The 17,855-nt window shown below is 59.6% G+C and carries 11 protein-coding genes, 2 tRNA genes and 3 rRNA genes; 11 read left to right on the top strand and 5 right to left on the bottom strand.

Going from position 1 to position 17,855, the window contains the following annotated elements; translation table 11 throughout:
• The first annotated feature begins 35 nt into the window (after positions 1 to 35).
• The 8 genes from PVZ80_RS18860 to PVZ80_RS18825 all read left to right on the top strand — a co-directional run bounded on the left by PVZ80_RS18860 (position 36) and on the right by PVZ80_RS18825 (position 8,915).
• Positions 36 to 1,572, top strand: a 16S ribosomal RNA gene (locus PVZ80_RS18860).
• Between the two features lie 65 nt (positions 1,573 to 1,637).
• A tRNA-Ile gene (locus PVZ80_RS18855) sits at positions 1,638 to 1,714 on the top strand.
• 26 nt (positions 1,715 to 1,740) lie between these two features.
• A tRNA-Ala gene (locus tag PVZ80_RS18850) sits at positions 1,741 to 1,816 on the top strand.
• A gap of 239 nt (positions 1,817 to 2,055) precedes the next feature.
• Positions 2,056 to 4,947, top strand: a 23S ribosomal RNA gene (locus PVZ80_RS18845).
• Between the two features lie 137 nt (positions 4,948 to 5,084).
• Positions 5,085 to 5,200: ribosomal RNA gene (rrf, locus tag PVZ80_RS18840) — 5S ribosomal RNA — on the top strand.
• The 16S, 23S and 5S rRNA genes sit together here with 2 tRNA genes alongside, the layout of an rRNA operon.
• 149 nt (positions 5,201 to 5,349) lie before the next feature.
• Positions 5,350 to 6,009, top strand: coding sequence for a paraquat-inducible protein A (locus PVZ80_RS18835; protein ID WP_038635160.1), 660 nt, complete (start codon positions 5,350 to 5,352; stop codon positions 6,007 to 6,009).
• On the top strand, positions 5,996 to 6,619 hold the full coding sequence (locus PVZ80_RS18830) for a paraquat-inducible protein A (RefSeq protein WP_007930128.1): 624 nt from the start codon (positions 5,996 to 5,998) through the stop codon (positions 6,617 to 6,619). Before PVZ80_RS18835 ends, PVZ80_RS18830 begins: the two co-directional genes overlap by 14 nt.
• A complete protein-coding gene (locus PVZ80_RS18825) occupies positions 6,612 to 8,915 on the top strand; it encodes a PqiB family protein (protein WP_101283571.1) in 2,304 nt (767 codons plus the stop codon). Before PVZ80_RS18830 ends, PVZ80_RS18825 begins: the two co-directional genes overlap by 8 nt.
• A 151-nt stretch (positions 8,916 to 9,066) precedes the next feature.
• On the opposite strand, the gene mksF is transcribed toward PVZ80_RS18825, so the two are convergent.
• From mksF to mksB, 3 genes are read right to left on the bottom strand one after another with little or no spacing between them, the layout of a single operon-like run.
• Positions 9,067 to 11,910, bottom strand: a complete 2,844-nt coding sequence (gene mksF, locus PVZ80_RS18820; protein WP_273864354.1) for an Mks condensin complex protein MksF — start codon at positions 11,908 to 11,910, stop codon at positions 9,067 to 9,069.
• Positions 11,907 to 12,614, bottom strand: a complete 708-nt coding sequence (mksE, locus tag PVZ80_RS18815) for an Mks condensin complex protein MksE (RefSeq protein ID WP_016703649.1) — start codon at positions 12,612 to 12,614, stop codon at positions 11,907 to 11,909. The genes mksF and mksE overlap by 4 nt, the downstream gene beginning before the upstream one ends.
• Positions 12,604 to 13,884, bottom strand: coding sequence for an Mks condensin complex protein MksB (mksB, locus tag PVZ80_RS18810; protein ID WP_038636868.1), 1,281 nt, complete (start codon positions 13,882 to 13,884; stop codon positions 12,604 to 12,606). The genes mksE and mksB overlap by 11 nt, the downstream gene beginning before the upstream one ends.
• 181 nt (positions 13,885 to 14,065) lie before the next feature.
• Between mksB and PVZ80_RS18805 the strand changes: the two genes are divergently transcribed.
• Both PVZ80_RS18805 and rimI read left to right on the top strand, forming a co-directional pair.
• Entirely contained in the window at positions 14,066 to 14,851 is a 786-nt protein-coding gene (locus tag PVZ80_RS18805; protein WP_028684162.1) for a hypothetical protein, read from the top strand.
• Entirely contained in the window at positions 14,844 to 15,296 is a 453-nt protein-coding gene (rimI, locus tag PVZ80_RS18800; RefSeq protein WP_007930137.1) for a ribosomal protein S18-alanine N-acetyltransferase, read from the top strand. The genes PVZ80_RS18805 and rimI overlap by 8 nt, the downstream gene beginning before the upstream one ends.
• A gap of 33 nt (positions 15,297 to 15,329) precedes the next feature.
• Here rimI and PVZ80_RS18795 read toward each other — a convergent pair whose 3' ends face one another.
• Positions 15,330 to 15,725 (bottom strand): hypothetical protein, encoded by a 396-nt coding sequence (locus PVZ80_RS18795; protein ID WP_016703647.1) that lies wholly within the window; start codon positions 15,723 to 15,725, stop codon positions 15,330 to 15,332.
• A gap of 150 nt (positions 15,726 to 15,875) precedes the next feature.
• Between PVZ80_RS18795 and can the strand changes: the two genes are divergently transcribed.
• The gene (gene can, locus PVZ80_RS18790) at positions 15,876 to 16,520 is read left to right on the top strand and encodes a carbonate dehydratase (protein WP_009050866.1); all 645 of its coding nucleotides are present in this window, start codon (positions 15,876 to 15,878) and stop codon (positions 16,518 to 16,520) included.
• 104 nt (positions 16,521 to 16,624) lie between these two features.
• Here can and PVZ80_RS18785 read toward each other — a convergent pair whose 3' ends face one another.
• Entirely contained in the window at positions 16,625 to 17,827 is a 1,203-nt protein-coding gene (locus PVZ80_RS18785) for a hypothetical protein (RefSeq protein ID WP_009050865.1), read from the bottom strand.
• Between the last annotated feature and the right edge of the window lie 28 nt (positions 17,828 to 17,855).

The following is a 17,855-nucleotide window of genomic DNA, read 5'->3' as shown; positions in this document are numbered from 1 at the left end:
CAAGTTTAGGGTTTTCTCAAAACCCAAAGATGTTTGAACTGAAGAGTTTGATCATGGCTCAGATTGAACGCTGGCGGCAGGCCTAACACATGCAAGTCGAGCGGTAGAGAGAAGCTTGCTTCTCTTGAGAGCGGCGGACGGGTGAGTAATGCCTAGGAATCTGCCTGGTAGTGGGGGATAACGTTCGGAAACGGACGCTAATACCGCATACGTCCTACGGGAGAAAGCAGGGGACCTTCGGGCCTTGCGCTATCAGATGAGCCTAGGTCGGATTAGCTAGTTGGTGGGGTAATGGCTCACCAAGGCGACGATCCGTAACTGGTCTGAGAGGATGATCAGTCACACTGGAACTGAGACACGGTCCAGACTCCTACGGGAGGCAGCAGTGGGGAATATTGGACAATGGGCGAAAGCCTGATCCAGCCATGCCGCGTGTGTGAAGAAGGTCTTCGGATTGTAAAGCACTTTAAGTTGGGAGGAAGGGTACTTACCTAATACGTGAGTATTTTGACGTTACCGACAGAATAAGCACCGGCTAACTCTGTGCCAGCAGCCGCGGTAATACAGAGGGTGCAAGCGTTAATCGGAATTACTGGGCGTAAAGCGCGCGTAGGTGGTTCGTTAAGTTGGATGTGAAATCCCCGGGCTCAACCTGGGAACTGCATCCAAAACTGGCGAGCTAGAGTATGGTAGAGGGTGGTGGAATTTCCTGTGTAGCGGTGAAATGCGTAGATATAGGAAGGAACACCAGTGGCGAAGGCGACCACCTGGACTGATACTGACACTGAGGTGCGAAAGCGTGGGGAGCAAACAGGATTAGATACCCTGGTAGTCCACGCCGTAAACGATGTCAACTAGCCGTTGGGAGCCTTGAGCTCTTAGTGGCGCAGCTAACGCATTAAGTTGACCGCCTGGGGAGTACGGCCGCAAGGTTAAAACTCAAATGAATTGACGGGGGCCCGCACAAGCGGTGGAGCATGTGGTTTAATTCGAAGCAACGCGAAGAACCTTACCAGGCCTTGACATCCAATGAACTTTCCAGAGATGGATTGGTGCCTTCGGGAACATTGAGACAGGTGCTGCATGGCTGTCGTCAGCTCGTGTCGTGAGATGTTGGGTTAAGTCCCGTAACGAGCGCAACCCTTGTCCTTAGTTACCAGCACGTCATGGTGGGCACTCTAAGGAGACTGCCGGTGACAAACCGGAGGAAGGTGGGGATGACGTCAAGTCATCATGGCCCTTACGGCCTGGGCTACACACGTGCTACAATGGTCGGTACAGAGGGTTGCCAAGCCGCGAGGTGGAGCTAATCCCATAAAACCGATCGTAGTCCGGATCGCAGTCTGCAACTCGACTGCGTGAAGTCGGAATCGCTAGTAATCGCGAATCAGAATGTCGCGGTGAATACGTTCCCGGGCCTTGTACACACCGCCCGTCACACCATGGGAGTGGGTTGCACCAGAAGTAGCTAGTCTAACCTTCGGGAGGACGGTTACCACGGTGTGATTCATGACTGGGGTGAAGTCGTAACAAGGTAGCCGTAGGGGAACCTGCGGCTGGATCACCTCCTTAATCGACGACATCAGCTGCTTCATAAGCTCCCACACGAATTGCTTGATTCATTGAAGAAGACGATTGGGTCTGTAGCTCAGTTGGTTAGAGCGCACCCCTGATAAGGGTGAGGTCGGCAGTTCGAATCTGCCCAGACCCACCAATTACTGGTGCACCCTGTAGCGATACGGGGCCATAGCTCAGCTGGGAGAGCGCCTGCCTTGCACGCAGGAGGTCAGCGGTTCGATCCCGCTTGGCTCCACCATTACAGATTGGTGTCCATCGTTTAAAGCTTAGAAATGAGCATTCCGCTGATAGGCGATGAATGTTGATTTCTGATCTTTATCAGAATCGTTCTTTAAAAATTTGGGTATGTGATAGAAAGATAGACTGGATAGCACTTTCACTGGTGTTTATTCAGGCTAAGGTAAAATTTGTGAGTTTAATCGCGAATTTTCGGCGAATGTCGTCTTCACAGTATAACCAGATTGCTTGGGGTTATATGGTCAAGTGAAGAAGCGCATACGGTGGATGCCTTGGCAGTCAGAGGCGATGAAAGACGTGGTAGCCTGCGAAAAGCTTCGGGGAGTCGGCAAACAGACTTTGATCCGGAGATGTCTGAATGGGGGAACCCAGCCATCATAAGATGGTTATCTTGTACTGAATACATAGGTGCAAGAGGCGAACCAGGGGAACTGAAACATCTAAGTACCCTGAGGAAAAGAAATCAACCGAGATTCCCTTAGTAGTGGCGAGCGAACGGGGACTAGCCCTTAAGTGGCTTTGAGATTAGCGGAACGCTCTGGAAAGTGCGGCCATAGTGGGTGATAGCCCTGTACGCGAAAGTCTCTTAGTCATGAAATCGAGTAGGACGGAGCACGAGAAACTTTGTCTGAATATGGGGGGACCATCCTCCAAGGCTAAATACTACTGACTGACCGATAGTGAACTAGTACCGTGAGGGAAAGGCGAAAAGAACCCCGGAGAGGGGAGTGAAATAGATCCTGAAACCGTATGCGTACAAGCAGTGGGAGCAGACTTTGTTCTGTGACTGCGTACCTTTTGTATAATGGGTCAGCGACTTATATTCAGTGGCGAGCTTAACCGAATAGGGGAGGCGTAGCGAAAGCGAGTCTTAATAGGGCGTTTAGTCGCTGGGTATAGACCCGAAACCGGGCGATCTATCCATGGGCAGGTTGAAGGTTAGGTAACACTGACTGGAGGACCGAACCGACTACCGTTGAAAAGTTAGCGGATGACCTGTGGATCGGAGTGAAAGGCTAATCAAGCTCGGAGATAGCTGGTTCTCCTCGAAAGCTATTTAGGTAGCGCCTCATGTATCACTGTAGGGGGTAGAGCACTGTTTCGGCTAGGGGGTCATCCCGACTTACCAAACCGATGCAAACTCCGAATACCTACAAGTGCCGAGCATGGGAGACACACGGCGGGTGCTAACGTCCGTCGTGAAAAGGGAAACAACCCAGACCGTCAGCTAAGGTCCCAAAGTTATGGTTAAGTGGGAAACGATGTGGGAAGGCTTAGACAGCTAGGAGGTTGGCTTAGAAGCAGCCACCCTTTAAAGAAAGCGTAATAGCTCACTAGTCGAGTCGGCCTGCGCGGAAGATGTAACGGGGCTCAAACCATACACCGAAGCTACGGGTATCACGTAAGTGATGCGGTAGAGGAGCGTTCTGTAAGCCTGTGAAGGTGAGTTGAGAAGCTTGCTGGAGGTATCAGAAGTGCGAATGCTGACATGAGTAACGACAATGGGTGTGAAAAACACCCACGCCGAAAGACCAAGGTTTCCTGCGCAACGTTAATCGACGCAGGGTTAGTCGGTCCCTAAGGCGAGGCTGAAAAGCGTAGTCGATGGAAAACAGGTTAATATTCCTGTACTTCTAGTTATTGCGATGGAGGGACGGAGAAGGCTAGGCCAGCTTGGCGTTGGTTGTCCAAGTTTAAGGTGGTAGGCTGGAATCTTAGGTAAATCCGGGGTTCTAAGGCCGAGAGCTGATGACGAGTTACCTTTTAGGTGACGAAGTGGTTGATGCCATGCTTCCAAGAAAAGCTTCTAAGCTTCAGATAACTAGGAACCGTACCCCAAACCGACACAGGTGGTTGGGTAGAGAATACCAAGGCGCTTGAGAGAACTCGGGTGAAGGAACTAGGCAAAATGGCACCGTAACTTCGGGAGAAGGTGCGCCGGTGAGGGTGAAGGACTTGCTCCGTAAGCCCATGCCGGTCGAAGATACCAGGCCGCTGCGACTGTTTATTAAAAACACAGCACTCTGCAAACACGAAAGTGGACGTATAGGGTGTGACGCCTGCCCGGTGCCGGAAGGTTAATTGATGGGGTTAGCTAACGCGAAGCTCTTGATCGAAGCCCCGGTAAACGGCGGCCGTAACTATAACGGTCCTAAGGTAGCGAAATTCCTTGTCGGGTAAGTTCCGACCTGCACGAATGGCGTAACGATGGCGGCGCTGTCTCCACCCGAGACTCAGTGAAATTGAAATCGCTGTGAAGATGCAGTGTATCCGCGGCTAGACGGAAAGACCCCGTGAACCTTTACTATAGCTTTGCACTGGACTTTGAATTTGCTTGTGTAGGATAGGTGGGAGGCTTTGAAGCGTGGACGCCAGTTCGCGTGGAGCCATCCTTGAAATACCACCCTGGCAACTTTGAGGTTCTAACTCAGGTCCGTTATCCGGATCGAGGACAGTGTATGGTGGGTAGTTTGACTGGGGCGGTCTCCTCCTAAAGAGTAACGGAGGAGTACGAAGGTGCGCTCAGACCGGTCGGAAATCGGTCGTAGAGTATAAAGGCAAAAGCGCGCTTGACTGCGAGACAGACACGTCGAGCAGGTACGAAAGTAGGTCTTAGTGATCCGGTGGTTCTGTATGGAAGGGCCATCGCTCAACGGATAAAAGGTACTCCGGGGATAACAGGCTGATACCGCCCAAGAGTTCATATCGACGGCGGTGTTTGGCACCTCGATGTCGGCTCATCACATCCTGGGGCTGAAGCCGGTCCCAAGGGTATGGCTGTTCGCCATTTAAAGTGGTACGCGAGCTGGGTTTAGAACGTCGTGAGACAGTTCGGTCCCTATCTGCCGTGGACGTTTGAGATTTGAGAGGGGCTGCTCCTAGTACGAGAGGACCGGAGTGGACGAACCTCTGGTGTTCCGGTTGTCACGCCAGTGGCATTGCCGGGTAGCTATGTTCGGAAAAGATAACCGCTGAAAGCATCTAAGCGGGAAACTTGCCTCAAGATGAGATCTCACTGGAACCTTGAGTTCCCTGAAGGGCCGTCGAAGACTACGACGTTGATAGGTTGGGTGTGTAAGCGCTGTGAGGCGTTGAGCTAACCAATACTAATTGCCCGTGAGGCTTGACCATATAACACCCAAGCAATTTGCTTAAGAGCGAGTTGCGGTGTGTGAAGACGAAACGAACCGAAAGTTCGAGAAAACACACAAAGCTATTACATACCCAATTTGCTGAAGCGTCGAAAGACGACTCGGCACACCGAATTTCTTGACGACCATAGAGCATTGGAACCACCTGATCCCATCCCGAACTCAGAAGTGAAACGATGCATCGCCGATGGTAGTGTGGGGTTTCCCCATGTGAGAGTAGGTCATCGTCAAGATTAAATTCCGAAACCCCAATTGCGAAAGCAATTGGGGTTTCGTCTTTTGTGCGCAGAAAAATGGTTCTTATCTCCAAACAATTTTGCACAGTTATTTTCGGGACGGACCTCTAGAATAGCTCCACGCCTTTTCAGAGCCAGAGCCTTGTATGTCAGATACGGTTGACGCCCCCGGGCTGTCGGAGTTGCCGCTGGATGACCTGGTGGCCTGCCACGAATGCGACTTGCTGATGCGCAAGCCAGAGCTGGCCCACGGAGAAAAAGCCCAGTGCCCCCGCTGTGGTTACGAGCTATACGCACACCGCCATAATGTCGTGGACCGCAGCCTGGCATTGGTTATTGCCGCGCTACTGCTCTATGTCCCCGCGAACTTTTTACCCATCATGCAGCTCAATCTACTCGGACAATCCTCTGAGGACACCGTATGGAGCGGCGTCGTCGGTTTGTTTAATACCGATATGCAGGGCGTGGCGGTGGTGGTGTTTCTCTGCAGCATGGGCATTCCATTGCTCAAGCTGGTCTGCCAGTTGTTCGTGCTCCTGAGCATTCGCCTGGACATAGGTCGCAGTTACGGCCTGCTGCTGTACCGCATTTACCACCACTTGCGGGACTGGGGCATGCTCGAGGTCTACCTGATGGGCGTATTGGTCGCCATCGTCAAGCTGGCGGACCTGGCTGCCATGACGGTCGGCCTGGGGCTGGTATGTTTTGTCAGTTTGTTATTGGTTCAGGTGTGGCTGGAGGTGGTCATGTCGCCCCATCAGATATGGGATGCCTTGGCGGGGGAGGATGCGCATGAGAGCAATTGATGCGGGCATTCTGGTCTGTAACGAATGCCATGAGCTGAACAGGCAGGAACCCGATACCGATGAGCAGACCTGCACCCGCTGCGGGGCCCTGGTGCATGCTCGTCGCCCCAACAGCATCATGCGTACCTGGGCGCTGCTGATTACCGCGGCAATCCTGTACATCCCGGCCAATGTGCTGCCGATCATGACGGTCACGTCGCTCGGCCAGGGTGATCCCAGCACCATCATGTCGGGGGTGATCGTACTGGTGCAGCACGGCATGATCCCGATTGCCGCGGTGGTGTTCATCGCCAGTATTTTGGTGCCCACTTTCAAACTGGTGGGGATTGCCCTGTTGCTGTTTTCGGTCCAGCGCCACCAGCCGTTATCGGCGCGGCAACGCATTTGGATGTACCGCTTTATCGAGTTCATCGGCCGCTGGTCGATGCTGGATATCTTTGTGATCGCCATCCTGGTGGCGGTGGTGAATTTCGGTCGGCTTGCCAGTATCGAGGCCAATCTCGGCGCGGTGGCCTTTGCCAGCGTGGTGATTCTGACGATGCTCGCCGCAGTAACTTTTGATCCCCGACTGATCTGGGATAACACGGAGTCGGACGACGACAATGAGTGATTTGCCTAAAGCTAAAACCCGTCCGGCTTCGAACTGGTCGGCCATCTGGGTCCTGCCCCTGATCGCATTACTGATCGGCGGATGGTTGGGCTGGCGTGCCTATAACCAGACGGGTATCGAGATCCAGGTGCGCTTTGAAAGTGGCGAGGGCATCCAGGCCAACAAGACCGAAGTGGTCTACAAAGGGATGTCGGTGGGCAAGGTCAAGGCCCTGGCCCTGGATGACGAAGGCAACACCAGAGGGGTGATTGCCACCGTCGAGATGAACAAGGACGTCCAGCAATACCTGAAAAGCAGCACCCGTTTCTGGCTGGTCAAGCCGAGCGTGACCCTGGCCGGGATCACCGGCCTGGAAACACTGGTTTCGGGTAACTACATCGCCATCAGCCCGGGCGAGGGCGAGAATGCGCGCAAGTTCAAGGCGCTGGCCGAAGAGCCGCCGCTATCGGATGCCAAGCCGGGTCTGCACCTGACCATCAAGGCGGATCGCCTGGGCTCACTGAACCGCGGCAGCCCGGTGTTCTACAAGCAGATCCAGGTGGGCCAGGTGAAAAGCTACCTGCTCTCCGAAGACCAGAACACGGTCGAGATCAAAGTCTTTATCGAGCCGACCTACGCCAATCTGGTGCGTAAACATACGCGTTTCTGGAACGCCAGCGGCATCAGTATCGACGCCAACCTCTCCGGTGTGAAAGTGCGTAGCGAATCCCTGGCCAGCATCGTCGCTGGGGGTATCGCCTTCGCTACCCCGGAGAATCGCCGGGACAGCCCGCCCACCGACCCGACCCTGCCGTTCCGTCTCTACGAAGACTTCGACGCGGCGCAGGCGGGCATCCGGGTCAAGGTCAAACTGAGCGATTTCGAAGGGCTCCAGGCAGGCCGCACGCCAGTCATGTACAAGGGAATCCAGGTCGGTAACCTGAAGGCCCTTAAGGTCGACCCCGATCTGTCCAGCGCCACGGCGGAGCTGACCCTGGACCCCTTGGCCGAGGATTACCTGGTACAAGGCACCCAGTTCTGGGTGGTCAAGCCTTCGATCTCCCTGGCCGGCATCACGGGTCTGGAGGCCCTGGTCAAAGGCAACTACATCGCGGTGCGTCCCGGTGACAAGGGCGGCGCTCCGCAACGCGAGTTCGAGGCGCGGCCCAAGGCGCCGCCGCTGGACCTGCGCTCCCCTGGCCTGCACCTGGTGCTGTTTACTGAAAACCTCGGTTCGCTGGAGGTGGGCAGCCCGATTCTGTACAAGCAGGTCAAGGTCGGCTCGGTGCAGAGCTACCAATTCTCGCGGACCCGCAAGCAGTTGGTGATCGGCGTGCACATCGAGAAGGAATACGAAGGGCTGGTGAACGGTTCGACGCGCTTCTGGAACGCCAGCGGCGTCACCTTGACCGGTGGCCTGACCGGCGGCATCCAGGTCAAGAGCGAGTCGCTGCAAAGCCTGATGGCCGGCGGTATCGCCTTCGACACGCCGGAACCCAATGTGCCGCTGAAAAAGCGCATCCCGCGTTTCCGCCTGTATGCCGACAAGGAGCAGGCGACGCAGAAGGGCACGCTGATCAGCATCAAGGTCGATCGCGCCGATGGCCTGCGTTCGGGCACGCCTATCCGCTTCAAGGGCCTGGATGTCGGCAAGGTCGAAGACGTTGACCTGAGCGGCGACCTGCAGTCGGTGCTGCTCAAGGCCCGGATCACCGAAGTGCCGGAGCGTATCGCGCGGGTCGGCAGCCAGTTCTGGGTGGTCAAGCCGGAGCTTGGGTTGATCAAGACCGCCAACCTGGAAACCCTGGTGACCGGGCAGTACATCGAAGTGCAGCCGGCGGCGAAGAACCTCGGCGCGCAAACCAGCTTTGTCGCCTTGCCCCAGCCACCGGAAGCCGCGGTCGCCGAGGCCGGCCTGAGCCTGGTGCTGAGCGCAGAGCGTCGGGGCTCGCTGAAGATCGGCGTACCGGTGACCTACCGTGAAGTGACGGTGGGCAAGGTCACGGGCTACGAGCTGGGTCAGACTGCCGACCGGGTCCTGATCCATATCCTGATCGAGCCCAAGTACGCGCCGCTGGTGCGTGGCGGCACGCGCTTCTGGAACAGCAGCGGGTTCGGTATCGACATCGGCCTGTTCAAGGGCGCAACCGTCCGCACCGAATCGCTGGAGACCCTGATCCAGGGTGGCATCGCCTTTGCCACGCCGGATGGCGAGCGCATGGGCAGCCCGGCGCGGCCGGAGCAGACCTTCCCGTTGTTCGACAAATTCGAGGACGAGTGGCTGACCTGGGCGCCGAAAATTCCATTGGCTAAGTAACCCTTGTAGGAGCGAGGCTTGCCCGCGATAGCGATCTGACAGATGCATCGCTATCGCAGGCAAGTCGGATCGCCATCCGCTCGTTCCTACAGAAGCAAAAAAGGCCGTGATCGAAAGATCACGGCCTTTTTGTTTTACGGCTTCGGGCGGGTTACACCTCGTCCAGCTCCGCCTCGGCTTCCGGCTCGACGTTCCGGGTGGCCTTGACCTGATCGTGACGACGGATGTACTTCCAGTCCGCCTCGTCGATGTAGATACCGTTCGGGCCGCTGCCGCCTTCCAGGTCGATGGCGACCTGGGCCGAGACCTGCGGCTTCACACTGGCCAGGATCGGCACGAATCCCAGTTGCAGGCTGGTTTCCAGCAGCGCTGCCTGGTTCTTCTCGTCGATGTCCGCGGCCTCGTCGAGGTAGTACGGCAGGCGAATGCGCCCGGCCTGCTCGCGATCCATCAAGTGCAGCAACAGGTACATGTTGGTCAGCGCCTTGATGGTCATGGTGGTGCCGTTGGACGCCGCGCCATCGATATCGGTGTGGATCACCGGCTGGCCATTGACCTTGGTGATCTCGAACGCCAGCTCGAACAGGTCCTTGAGGCCCAACTGGTTATGGTTGGCCGCTACCAGGCGCGCCAGGTATTCCTTGGCCTCTTCGTTCTTGTTGTCCTGCTCGGCGCTCTGGCTCAGGTCGAACACCGACAGGGTCTCGCCTTCCTCGTACTGGCCGGCGCTGTGGATGATCTGGTCGATGTGCTTGAGGGCTTCCTTGTTCGGCGCGAGCACGATGCGGAAGCTCTGCAGGTTCGACACCTGGCGTTTGTTGATCTCGCGGTTGAACAGCGCCAGCTGGTGCTCGAGGCTGTCGTAGTCGCTGCGGATGTTGCGCAGGGTCCGGGCGATGTCGGTGACGGCTGCGCGACGCGCCTTGCCCAGGGTCAGGGCTTCGTCGGTGCGGTGCGCATAGGCGTTGATCAGCAGTTGCAGGCGGCGCTCCATGTCGTCTTCGCTGTCGAACTTGGCCACGCCCTTGAGGCGTACCTGGGCGTACAGCGCCTCGATCTGGCCATCGACCCGCTGCAGGCCCTGCCAGCTGTCCTGGTAGTCGTTGAGCAGGGGCAGCAGGTTGTCCATGGAGTCGTCCACCGGCTCCATGAACGGCGTGCCGAACGGCAGGTCCGCCGGCAACAGCTGGCGGCGGCGCAGGGCATCGTCGAGGGTGCGTTGCTTGGCTTCCATGTCGCTGATTTGCCGGCCCACCAGTTGCAGCTTGGCCGACAGCTGCTGGACGCGTTCGGTGAAGGCGTCGCTGGAGCGCTTGAGTTCGTCCTGGGCGGCTTCCATCTGCGCCAGCTGTTCCAGCTTCTCGCCTTCCTCGGCGCTCAGGGTCTGGGCGCGGCGGAAATCTTCCAGGGCTTTCTGCGCATCCAGCACCTGCTGGTACAGCGCTTCGGTCTGGGTCTTGCTCGCGGCGCGGTCGGCCGCCACCGCGGCCTGGGTTTTCAGCTGCTTGAGTTCTTTGTCCAGGCGCTCTTTCTGGTCGCGCAGCGCTGCGCGGTCCGCCAGGGCCTGCAAGGCCGGCGGTTCGATGTGGGAAATGTCGATGGACAGGCCCGGCACTTCGAAGCGCTCGCCCTTGAAACCGTCGAGAATCAGCTCCACGGATTTGACCCAGTCGCCGTTCTTGTCCAGGGCGATGCCGTGTTCGCCCAGCGGCAGGCTGAACAATTGGCTGTTGAACAGGCGCATCAGGCGCTCGACGTCCTGCTGGGAGAACTCCTCGCGCAGGCGTGCATAGCTGTTGTTGTCGGCGTTATCGAGCTGCTGCTTGACCGACTTCAGACGTTTTTCCAGGTCGCGCAAGCGCTCTTCCAGGTCTTCGGCGGAGAACTGCCGGGACTGGGCCAGAGCGCCGGCCAGTTCGTCGTGGGCATCCTTGGCCGCCAGCAGTTGCTGCTCCAGGACCTTGACGTCGTCCACCAGGGCGAAGCGGTGCTTGAGCACCGAGAGTTCGCCGAGCCAGCGCTGGGTGCCGGTGATTTCCCGTTCCAGGCGCATCATTTCCTGGGTGCTGCTGCGCTGGTCGTTCTGCAGCGCGTCCTGTTCGTTGCGGTAGTGCTCGGCCTGGACGGTCAGCTCTTCCTTGCGCGCGCTGGCGTAGTCGGACCAGGTGCCCAGCAGCGAATCGAGCAGCGGCGACAGGCGATGCAGTTTGCCGCGCAGGATGTCGCGCTGCTTCACGCCGTTGCCCAGGGCTTCCACCAGGGGGCCCGCGGCCACCAGCGAGTTGTAGTCCTGCTCCATGCGGCGCACATCGCGGAAGGCTTCTTCGCAGGCGGCGATGTAGTCGACGCTGCCGGAGCGCAGGCTGTGCTCGAAGGCGTCGAGGAACAGCTGCTTGAGCTTGGCCGCGGTGATTTCGCGCATGTGCAGCAGGTTGATGAACAGCGCGCGGAAGGTTTTCAGGCTCTGTTCGCTGGTGGAGCGCAGCGGGATCAGGGTCAGGTCCAGCGGAATCGAGGTATGCCCGCCCACCAGCAAGCGGCGCAGTTCATCTGGCTTGAGTTCATAAGCCTTCAGGCCCTGGCGCTCAAGGTTGGTGAACAGCTCCTTCAGTCGCAGGCAGGTGTCGTCCTTCTGGTAATGCGCCAGGTCCAGCGAGCCGGCATAGGCGAAGAACTGGTGACCGAAACTGCCGCCCGGACCGCGTCCGGCCACGCCGATCACGTGCGGGCCATGGGGCAGGGACACTTCCACCAGGATGTAGCTGGTATCGGTGGCGAAGTAGAAACGCCGCGATTGTTCCAGGCTGTACTTGCCGAAGCTCATGTCCGACATGCGCGCCAGGATCGGGAATTGCAGGGCGTTGATCGAAGCCGACTTGCCCAGGTTGTTCGCGCCGTAGACCGACAGCGGCTCTTCCAGCGGGAACAGGCCCAGGCTGTAGCCGGCGGTGTTCAAAAGGGCAAAGCGGCGGATGCCGTAGCGTTCCTTGCTCATGCGTCGAGCTCCTGTTCTTCGGCAATGGCGCGGGCCAGTGCGTCTTCTTCACTTTCTTCGGACTCGACGAATTCGCTGAGGTCCAGCGGATCGTCGGTCTGCAGCAGTTTTTCGTCGCTGTCTTCGTCGATCAGCACCGGCGTCGGCAACGGCAGCACGCTGTGCAGGCTGGCGGCCAGGTCACGGTCCTGCTGCACCGACAGGCACACATCGAGGAAGCGGTGCATCGGCGGCAGGAAGCGGTAGATGCCCGGCTCCTCGCCGGCAAAACCCAGTTGGGTCATGCGCCGCATGATTTTTTCTTCCAGTTCTTCATGGGTCTGTACTTCGGCCTGGATGAACAGGTCGCGGTACTTCTCCAGCAACGACGGCAGTTCGTCGCGGGCGAGGCTGCCGCCGTCGAGCACGGCGACCGGGTCGCGGCCCTGGTCGGCCAGGTGTTCCACCAGGATGAAGGTGAACAGCGCCAGGCGCTGGGCGGTCTTGTTCACCTGGGCGGCGGCGTTCTCCGGCACGAAGTAGTAGAAGCCGCGGGTGTCGCACACCAGTTCGAAGCCCAGGGCCTTGAACAGGGTGCGGTACTGGTCCTGGAAGTTCGACAGCTGGGAATACAGCTCCGGGTCACGGCGGCTGATGTGATAGCCCTTGAACAGCTCGCGAAAGATCGGCGCCAGCTGGGACAGTTCGGAAAGATCAAGATGCATGGGGAGTGCTCGCAGAATTCTCGGTGACGTCATCGCGGGCCGAGAGCAGGGCGAAGGAGCGCAGGCTGACCTGGTGCTCGTGGGTGTGGTAGTCGCGGCGTTCCAGACGCTCGCGCTTGAAGCGTTTTTCCCGCGACAGGCGGGAGAACCAGTACAGCAGCTCGTCGGTGGCGCCGTCCGGTTCCTGTTCCAGCAGCCAGGTCATCAGGTCCGGCATCGGCAGCGCGTCTTCGCAGCGGTCGAGCATCTCGCGGACCGTGCGCGGCGCCCGTGGCGCATCGCCGCCCTTGTGGCTCTTGTGTGCCTTGGGGAAGCGCGTCGGCTTCGGCTCGAAGCTGGCCAGGGCGTAGACATAGGCCTCGACCTGGCCGGAGCTGCCGAGGAAGGTGCTCTGCGGGCGGGTGAACAGCGGCATGGCCGCTTGCGGCACGGCGTCGATGCCCTTGCGGCGGATGGCCGACAGGGCCAGGGCCGCGCCACGGGTCACGGCGTTGTGCCGGCGGGCTTCTTCACGCAGCGGCAACAGCAGTTCCCGGGCGTGACGCAGGGTCAGCTGGGCGCTGGTCTGCATTTCCAGGATCCGCGCGTGGGTGCGCAGCAGCATGTCGTCGTCCACCAGCTGGCCCAGGCGCTGCTGTTCGGTGAGCATGCGCAGCAGCACGTTCTCGACCTTGCGCACGCCTTGCTCGAAGGCGCCGTCGGCGTTCACCAGCTGGATCATCGGTTCGACGTATTCGTCCCAGGTGGCCAGTACCTCGGCGTACCGCTGGCGCAGGGGAATCTGCCGGTCGCTGGTCTTGGCCCGCTCGGCGACGGCCACCAGGGCCTGTTCGTCGTTGGCGAGCTTTTTCAGGACATCGCGCACGCGCATGTCCAGCAGGCGCAGCTGGCGGGCCAGGTCGTGGCCGTCGCGGATGTCGAAGGCGTCCTGGATATAACCGGCCAGGCGCTCGAGGTGGCGCAGGTAGGCTTCGATTTCCAGGCACAGGCCCAGGCGGTGCTCGCGCCGCAGGTAGGCGAGGAAGTCGTGGATCTGCGCGTTGAGCTCGAAACGGTTCGGGCTTTTCGCCACCGGAACCAGGATATCCAGGCGGATCCATACATCCAGCAGGCTGGTAATGTCCTGTGGCGTACTGTCAATTTGCTGTGCGGCCAGCTGTGAACGCAGTTCGGCGAGGCTCAGGGTGCCTTGGTCGAAGTGCTCGCACAGTGGCTCCAGAAGTGCCCAGTGTTCGGCGAGGGCGCGCAACACGCGCTTGGGTTCGATCATCGGAATGGCCGGCTGGTTGGCAATGAAAAGCGGCGATTGTACTGCATCGGAAGGCTGACGATTCACCCCTCGGTCCTGTCATGGGCTGGACGGGCGTTTTTTGTGGCGAATCAACTGCGGGCGATCTTCGACGAAGGACGGTAGAATCCCCCCACTTCAGTTATCCACAAGTGGCCGACCTTTGCTTATCGAGTCCCGCCGTCGCGCTTATCTGTCCGCCATGCAGGTGGTCAGCTGGCTGCCGCGCACCGAATTGCCCTTTGCGGCGCCGTCCCGTCCCGAGTTGCTGGTGATTGCCGAGCCCGTGGTCGAGGCCCCGGCAGCCCCTGCACCTGTGGCCAAAACGGTTGCCGAGCCTGTGGCCAAGCCTGCCGAACGACCGAAAATCGAAGTGCCGCGTCCCGGCAGCGCTGCCGTTCGTCCGGTCAGCAAGCCCGTGGAGGAGGCGGAGGAGGCCCCGGCACCGGTCAAGGCCCCGCCCGTACCGCCACCGCGTTTCGCCTTGCAATTGCTGCGCGCCGGCCGTTGCCTGCTGCTGGTGGAGTTACCCACAGGCGAAGCCTTCCAGAGCCGCGACCCGGCCTACCTGCTGCTCAAGGACATGCTGCGCGCCGCCGGCCTGCCGGACAGCCCGCAGATCCTCGCCGAGCCGGTGCGCTGGCCGATGCTGACACGCGGCAACCTCGACCAGGGGCCGGACGCGGCGCGGGATTTCGTCCAGGCCTTTGTCGGGGCGCGGGTCGAAGAAGAACCTTGCGTCTGCCTGTGGCTGATCGGCCTGCCGGCGGTACGTTTCGCGGGCGAGGCCGATGCGCAAGCCTACAACCGTGAACTCCAGGTCGAAGGCCTGGGCTCGGCCTGGGCGCTGCCCGGGCTGGAATTATTAATGGAAGAGCCACAGCGTAAGGCTGATGTCTGGCAAGCCATGCGTCGGCTGATGGCGCGTTGGAAAAGTAGCAATGAGTGACGCTTTATCGTTCCGCCAGGCCACCGAGGCGGATCTGGATGCCATCCTGAAAATCGAATACGCGGCGTTCAGCCATCCCTGGACCCGCGGCATTTTCACCGACGCCCTGAAGTCCTATGAAGTCTGGCTGATGTTCGAAGGCAGCCAGCAGGTCGGCCACGGGGTGATCCAGGTGATCATCGACGAAGCCCACCTGCTCAATATCACCGTCAAGCCGGAAAACCAGGGCCGCGGCCTGGGCCTGCGCCTGCTGGAAGAGCTCATGAAGCGTGCTTACCAGAAAGACGCGCGTGAGTGCTTCCTCGAGGTGCGCTCCAGCAACCAGACCGCCTATCGGCTGTACGAGCGCTACGGTTTCAACGAGGTCGGCCGTCGCCGGGATTACTATCCGGCGACAGGCGGGCGCGAAGATGCGCTGGTGATGGCCTGCACCCTGGTCGATTGACGAAGTATCAACCCGTTACGTAGGGCAGACGGGTCAGGGTTTGCCGTCCAGCGGGTCGCTATGGGCCAGTTCTGCTTCGTCCAGGCCATTGCCGCCGCCGATATCGTCTTCATCGACAATGCTCAGGTCCCAGTCGGCCGGCTGGTCTTCACCGGCTTCATGGGCGGAGCGGGCGCCGTCTTCGCGGATCAGGTTTTCCGGGGTCAGCTCATCGTCGTTGGGCTCCTCATCGGCGTTGCCGGTCAGGCTGGAGCCATGGATGTGCCGGTGGGGAGTACGATGCTCCACAGAGCTGGAAGCAGGGTCGCCGACCCTGGCGCCGGGTTCTTCTTCATCGAAGTCCAGCTCTTCCATGGAACCCATGCGGTCTTCGTTGTCGTCGATGGGCTCGGGCTGAGGCGCACCATAGGGACGTCGTGATTCAGTCATGACGGTTGCTCATACTTTCGGGCTTAAAGAGTGGACCCACCAGACCCTGCAAGATTCAAAGGGGTGGATAAGCGGTATCTGCATAGACGCGCGTGACCCCGATAGACGGTCGTCTGTCATAGCAACGCATCAATCCTGAGGTTTCACAGCATGAACGAACTACAAGACCTGATTGATAACAACGAGCGTTGGGCCGAAGCGATCAAGCAGGAAGATCCTGACTTCTTCTCCAAGCTGGCTCGCCAGCAGACGCCGGAATACCTGTGGATCGGCTGTTCGGACGCCCGTGTGCCGGCCAACGAGATCGTTGGCATGCTGCCCGGGGATCTGTTCGTACACCGCAACGTGGCCAACGTGGTGCTGCACACCGACCTCAATTGCCTGTCGGTGATCCAGTACGCGGTGGACGTGCTCAAGGTCAAACACATCCTGGTTACCGGCCACTACGGCTGTGGCGGTGTGCGCGCCTCGATGCAGGATCGCCAGTTGGGCCTGATCGATGGCTGGCTGCGCTCGATTCGCGACCTGTACTACGAACATCGCGAAGTGCTGGGGCAACTGGCCACCGAGGAAGAGCGGGTCGACCGCCTCTGTGAGCTGAACGTGATCCAGCAAGTGGCCAACGTCGGCCACACCAGCATCGTGCAAAACGCCTGGCATCGCGGGCAGAGCCTGTCGATCCACGGTTGCATCTATGGCATCAAGGACGGCCGCTGGAAGAGCCTGAACGCCACCATCAGTGGCTTCGAGCAACTGCCGCCGCAGTACCGCCTGCGTCCGGTCGGGGCGCTCTGAGGCGCTGAAAACCCATCGCGAGCAAGCTCGCTCCTACGGGCGATGTGCCGTTCTGTAGGAGCGAGCTTGCTCGCGATGGGGATGTAGCCGTTACCGCTTATCCGTCAGATATGCGGCGGTGCCTCGGTACTCATCGACGGTGCCGGCGCCTTCAACTGTTTCAGCTGGGTCTGTACCGGCTCGCTGGTGCACTTGGCCTGGGCCTGCTCCGGCGTCAGTTTACGGATCGAGGTGTAGAACAGAGCGCAGGTCTGCTCTTTGTTGGCCACCTGCCAGTTCTGTGTGCAGCTTTTGAGTTGTGCCGCCGGATCGCTGCCCGGCTTGCTGCCCATCCCGGCCTGCCAGCAGGCGGCGCTCAGGTCCTGCCCCATCACTTTCAAGCCGGCCGCATCGGCCTTGGCCTCGTCACCGTCGTAGTTCTCCGGGTCCGCCGCGTACCAGATGTAACTCGGGTGGTTGGAACCCAGCACCGGCACCTTCAGGCCCGCGCTCGGGCTGATCTGCGCCAGGCCCAGCACACTCACGGTGGCGCCGTACTGCTGCTTGATCCAGTTACGCACCGGCGCGCCGAAGGCCACCATCGGCAGGGCGCCGCCGCTGGCGTTCTGGCTGACCTGCTTGACCATGGTGGTCTGGTAGTCCTGGAAGTAGCCGTAGACGCCTTCCAGGTCCTTGCCGGCAGTGGCCGGGGCGGCGATCGGCGCGATGTCGATGATGGTCTGGTAGCCCGGGGTCTGCTCGGTGGGAATGCCATTGGTGGTGAGCAGGGTGGCCCAGCGGTCGGTGGTGGCCGATCTCAGGTAGTCCTGGGCTTGAGTCAGCGAGTAGTCCGGCGGGAAGTGCAGCAGCTCGACGCTCTTGCGGTTTTCCAGGGCCATGCCCAGGGGTAGGAACAGGTACCAGCTGTAGGTCCACTTGCCGTCGCTGTTGAGTTTGCTGGCGCCCTTGTAGGCCAGGTCGCCGGCATCCAGCAGGGCGGTCAGCGGCTTGCCATAGTCCTTCGGCACACCGCTGATGTTGGCGTACAGCTGGTTGTTATCGGTCTTCACCTTGACCTTGGCGGTGCTGTAGCCATCGCGCTTCACGCTTTGGGTCAGGTAGTGCTCGACGGTCTGTTCCAGCGTCCAGTTGCGGAAGCAGATCACGTTGCAGTTGTTGGGGTAGGAGAAGAGCTGGGTGACACGCTGGGTGTTGCCCAGCTTCAGATCGACGTTGGCCTGGGCTGCGGTGCTCAGGGTCAGGCTACTTAGGGTCAGGCCGCCCAGGGTCAGGGCGGCGAGGGGAAGGGACAATCCTGTGAGTTTCATGCTTGGCTCCTTGTCAGCGTAGGCCTCG

It is taken from the genome of Pseudomonas sp. B3G-3 (genome assembly GCF_028640915.1).
Lineage (GTDB): Bacteria > Pseudomonadota > Gammaproteobacteria > Pseudomonadales > Pseudomonadaceae > Aquipseudomonas > Aquipseudomonas chlororaphis_I.
Note: the sequence above shows the minus strand (reverse complement) of the source record. Positions and strands in the feature narration are given on the sequence as shown.

Bases quoted from the DNA above. Each gene is read 5' to 3' on its own strand.
- PVZ80_RS18825 (WP_101283571.1), top strand. From the start codon at position 6,612: ATGAGTGATTTGCCTAAAGCTAAAACCCGTCCGGCTTCGAACTGGTCG.
- mksB (WP_038636868.1), bottom strand. From the start codon at position 13,884: ATGATCGAACCCAAGCGCGTGTTGCGCGCCCTCGCCGAACACTGGGCA.
- mksE (WP_016703649.1), bottom strand. From the start codon at position 12,614: ATGCATCTTGATCTTTCCGAACTGTCCCAGCTGGCGCCGATCTTTCGC.
- PVZ80_RS18835 (WP_038635160.1), top strand. From the start codon at position 5,350: ATGTCAGATACGGTTGACGCCCCCGGGCTGTCGGAGTTGCCGCTGGAT.
- PVZ80_RS18830 (WP_007930128.1), top strand. From the start codon at position 5,996: ATGAGAGCAATTGATGCGGGCATTCTGGTCTGTAACGAATGCCATGAG.
- rimI (WP_007930137.1), top strand. From the start codon at position 14,844: ATGAGTGACGCTTTATCGTTCCGCCAGGCCACCGAGGCGGATCTGGAT.
- can (WP_009050866.1), top strand. From the start codon at position 15,876: ATGAACGAACTACAAGACCTGATTGATAACAACGAGCGTTGGGCCGAA.
- mksF (WP_273864354.1), bottom strand. From the start codon at position 11,910: ATGAGCAAGGAACGCTACGGCATCCGCCGCTTTGCCCTTTTGAACACC.
- PVZ80_RS18785 (WP_009050865.1), bottom strand. From the start codon at position 17,827: ATGAAACTCACAGGATTGTCCCTTCCCCTCGCCGCCCTGACCCTGGGC.
- PVZ80_RS18795 (WP_016703647.1), bottom strand. From the start codon at position 15,725: ATGACTGAATCACGACGTCCCTATGGTGCGCCTCAGCCCGAGCCCATC.